Below are 4,418 nucleotides of genomic sequence, written 5' to 3' on the forward strand. Positions count from 1 at the left end.
GTATGCGGGGGCGGATGCGTGGGCTGACGATGCGGCAAAGGGAGTAAGGCTGTGCAAAGAATTAATGGGGATAGAGGGGTGATGGAGGATGGCAAAGACACCGGAGGAACTGGCAAAAGAGCGTTATGATAGAATAATGGCCGCTATCAACCTTCAGGAACCCGATAGATTACCGCTGGCGGGAGTAGGCGGAGACATTGTCCCGGCTTATTATGGAATAAGCCAGCACGAATTTTGCTATGATTACGACAAAGCTGTAAAAGCAGTAGAAAAGTTTATAAAAGATTTCCCCTGTGACTGGCCTTTTGCGGCCTCGATTTCCGGTTTGGACGGCAGGGTATTCTGCATGGCTTTTGCGGATACGCCGGACATCGCTTTTAATACCACATTTATAACCGGTCCCATGCACGATGTCCTTGGAGATAAATATTATAGATACCCGGGAAGGGAAATATCGGCGGATGCTTCGCCTCAATTTATCGGCGGAGTCTTTATGGATCCTTCGGAATACGACCAGCTGATCGAGAACCCGGTAAAATTTATCGCGGAAACAATCTTACCGAGAGCCTGCAAAAATTTAGCGACTCCAAAGCAGATGATGGCCACCATGGTCAAATTTGGCATAGAGATAACCAGGTTCGGCGCATTAATGGGTCAAATTGGAGCTATTTCTGCACAGCTGGGCTATCCTTCTATTGGGATAGGTGGTGCTTATGCACCTCTGGATATAATAGGAGACTTTTTGAGAGGCCCTGAAAATACTTTGCTGGATATCAGGAGATACCCCGATAAGGTTAAAAGAGCCTGTGAGGCAATGGTGGAACCAATTGTAAATTATGGATTGGAAGCAAAAAAATATGGAATAAACCTGATATTTATACCGTTACATCTTAATGAATACTTATCACCGAAGTTGTACAACGAATTTTACTGGCCGGGATTAAAAGAGGTAATATTGAGGCTTGTGAATGAAGGAATGAAAGTTTTTGTATTCTTTGAAGGGCGTCACGATGCCCATTTAGAGACCATTCTTGAACTTCCAAAAGGCTGGGGTGTGGCATATTTTGAAAAAACAGATATTATAAAGGCTACAAAATTATTGAAGGGACATACCTGCATAATGGGAGGCATCCCGATTAGCTTAGTAGTAGGTGGAACTCCCGAAAAGATTCACGAACATATAAAGAATTTAGCCGAGCAGGTAAAACCCGGCGGAGGATTCATCTTAGCCCCGAGCGTGGGAACGGCTCCAAAAGATACCCCGCTGGAAAATATTGCGGCTCTTTATGAAGCTGTAGAAAAGTACGCTTAAAAATAAGGCGGTCACCGGTAAATAAAACGGTGACCGCCATTTAAAAGAATATTAGATATTAAATATACAGAAAAGAACAAAATTTACAAAAAGTAGAATAAAATATTTAAAAAGAAAGGGTGGGTATGGTGGGTAAAAGTAAAACCAGCACGGTTGTGGCGGTAATGTCGGTGTTTTTTATAGCCATGGGTATAGGCACCATAACCCCTGCACTTCAAAACATAGCGGAAGCATTTCCAAATCTTCCCTTTAGCACAATTTTACTGGCTTCTACTTTACCTTCACTATTTCTGATACCCGCAACTGCATGGTCCGGCATGGTTGCCGGAAGCAAGGTGGGATACAGGACCCTGCTGCTGTTAGGTAGCCTTCTTTTTGCAGTGGCAGGTGCTGCCCCGTACTTTATGAACAATTTTACTACCATACTTGTCGCAAGAGCATTGTTTGGAATTGGCCTTGGTATAATATCACCCCTTGGAACAGCGTTGATTTTAGGACTTTTTGAAGGGCAGCAGAGGGCTAATATGTTAGGACTTTCAGGGGTTGTTATGAACTTGGGCGGAATAGTGCTTCAGATGCTCGGCGCTGTTATGTGCACAATTAGCTGGAGGCATGCTTTTCTGCCCCATTTATTGGCGCTTATCACCTTTTTTATGGTACTTTCCATGCTGCCGGAACCTGAAAAAAGAAAAGAGGATACAGCTACAGGTAAGGACAAAATGCCAGGTGCTGTATATTTAATAGGAGCACTCTTTGGAATATCCATGATGTTAAATTACCCTATGCTGGTAAATATGTCGACAATTATAATTACAGGTAACCTGGGAGACGCGGCCTCCGCTGGAGTGGTGCTGTCAATGTTCACGGTAGGAGGAATGATTGGAGGTGCGGTATTCGGAAAACTTCACCAGTATATAAAGCTTAATGTCATTCCTTTGAGCTTAATTATTATATCCCTGGGTATGGGAAGCGTATTTTATGCAAACAGTTTAATTATGTTGACGGTGGGTTCAACTCTTGTAGGTTTCGGGTTCAGCATATTGATGCCAGCTGTGATGATGATAATAGGATCAATCGTTCCGCCAGCTGCTTTTGCTTCAGCATCCGGTATGCTTATGGCTTTTATGAATTTAGGAGGTTTTATCTCCACCTATTACATTGCACTACTTTTGAACATAAATAATTATATAAGATTCCCAATTTTTGTAGCAATGGTTGTATACGCTATCAGTGCGGTAGTTTTTTATACATTGATAAAAACAAAATATTCTAAATCTATAACACCGCCCGTTAATTAAAAAAAGTATTACACCCCGGGTGGGCATTCTCTCGGATGCCCGCCCTTTTAATTTACAAAATAAAATTATTAATTTAAAAAAAATTAATTGTATACACATTTAATAATTGAATTAAAAAATAAAATATTATAAAATTAGAAATGAAATACATGTAAATACAAATTAAAATTTTGAAAAAACAACAACCATAACTGTGGGGGGTGAAAATTTAATAAGTAAGCTTATTTTATCTTCCAATTTTACTAAAAGGAGGAAGTTAATGTGAAGAAGCCTTTGAGTAAAGCCCTGAGGACATTTTACGGTTTGGGCGACTTTGGTTTTTCTTTAATGACAAGCGTGGAGCTTTACCTGTTTGTGTTTTTCCTTACAAATGTGGCCAAATTTTCGCTCCCCATGGTGGCATTGATAGGTTCGGTTACCAGTATCGTTGACGCTATCCTTTCTCCTTTTTACGGCGCAATTATAAGCGGTATGAAACCTCTGAAATGGGGGAGAAATCGCTCCTGGATGTTAATTGCGCCACCCTTTGTAGTAATTCTGTATATTTTCCAGTTTACCAAAATTGGCCCCGAATCGCTGGCTGCATTTATAGTTTGCGCCGGGTTCATATTAAGCCACATTGCATGGAATATACCCTGGGTAGCCAATGTTTCGCTGATACCCGTTCTTGCTAATAATCCTGAAGAAAGGGCATTGCTTGCATCGAGGAGGGCCACATATACCGCATTAGCCGGTGTGGTATTTTCTTACACGGGGCCACCGCTGGCCAATTACTTGGGGAAGGTAACAAACAATCCCATATTGGGTTATTCTATGCTGGCAGGAATTATGGCGTTTGTAATGATGATTTGCTACTGGACAGTATTTAAATTGACCGAAGGTTACGAGCCCACCGAACAAGTGCAGGGTAAGGCAGCTTCCTCGGCTCAGAGGGTATCCTTTAAAGGAATGCTTAACAGCCTTGTTCAGAACCCTCCATTAATAGTCCTTTTGATGTCAGACTTTTTAAGGTATATGGTAAATTTCATCATGACCGCCGCAGCAGCTTATTACTTTACCTATGTTGCCCAGAATATGTCTTTGTTGCCCATGTACCTGTTGCTGGGCAGCATTGCCCAGGTAATAGGTGCGTATATTGCCGGTCCGCTGGCAAAGTCCCTGTCAACAAGGACAGCTTCCATAGTCGGTTTATTCGGGCTCGGCATTGCTTTGATACTGTGCAAGTTTGTAGCAATGAATCTTGTTATGTTCTTCGTGGTGGTGCTAATAGCCAGGGCATTCCTCGGATTACTGGCCTCCGTCATGGTAAGCTTGTATTCCGACGTATCTATATTCGCCCAGTGGAAAACCGGTGAGGATGCATCACCATTTGTTATGGGGTTGATGAATTTATCTTTAAAAACCGCAATCATTTCAAGGGGTACAATTATTCCCTTCGTGCTATCTACGGCAGGCTTTGTTTCGGGAATCAAGCCCCAGGAAGCAACGATGGCATTGAAAAATGCAGTGGTAAACGTGTTCGTATTTATTCCCGGCGTATTTGCTTTAGTGTCAGGAATTATACTTGCAGTGGGCTATAAACTTACCAGAGAAAAACTGGTGGAAATGCAAAATGAAATAAATCAGAGAAAGGCAGAAGCTTCCGGAGCGATCAAATAAGTATCAACTGTGACATAAATAAAAAAAGACTCACGGTAATATGTCAATACCCGAAAAATGGAAATAAAAAATATTCAGATGAAAAAAGACAATAATACCCCTTACCAACCTATATGGAAAAAGTTGGCATACAAAGAACTACTAAGTTT

Annotated in this window: 3 protein-coding genes; all 3 read left to right on the forward strand. The window is 41.6% G+C overall.

The genetic code is table 11. From position 1 onward, the window contains the following. Nucleotides 1–88 precede the first annotated feature (88 nt). The 3 genes from ATZ99_RS09435 (at nucleotide 89) to ATZ99_RS09445 (ending at nucleotide 4,269) form a co-directional block, all read left to right on the forward strand. Nucleotides 89–1,312: a uroporphyrinogen decarboxylase family protein gene (locus ATZ99_RS09435; RefSeq protein ID WP_068748988.1), complete on the forward strand. Its 1,224-nt coding sequence runs from the start codon at nucleotides 89–91 to the stop codon at nucleotides 1,310–1,312. A gap of 125 nt (nucleotides 1,313–1,437) precedes the next feature. Further along, nucleotides 1,438–2,610, forward strand: coding sequence for an MFS transporter (locus ATZ99_RS09440; RefSeq protein ID WP_068748989.1), 1,173 nt, complete (start codon nucleotides 1,438–1,440; stop codon nucleotides 2,608–2,610). A gap of 261 nt (nucleotides 2,611–2,871) precedes the next feature. Next, complete coding sequence (locus ATZ99_RS09445) at nucleotides 2,872–4,269, forward strand: MFS transporter (RefSeq protein ID WP_068748990.1); 1,398 nt, start codon at nucleotides 2,872–2,874, stop codon at nucleotides 4,267–4,269. Nucleotides 4,270–4,418: the final 149 nt, after the last annotated feature.

This window comes from Thermovenabulum gondwanense, from assembly GCF_001601575.1.
Classification (GTDB): Bacteria; Bacillota; Thermosediminibacteria; order Thermosediminibacterales; family Thermosediminibacteraceae; genus Thermovenabulum; species Thermovenabulum gondwanense.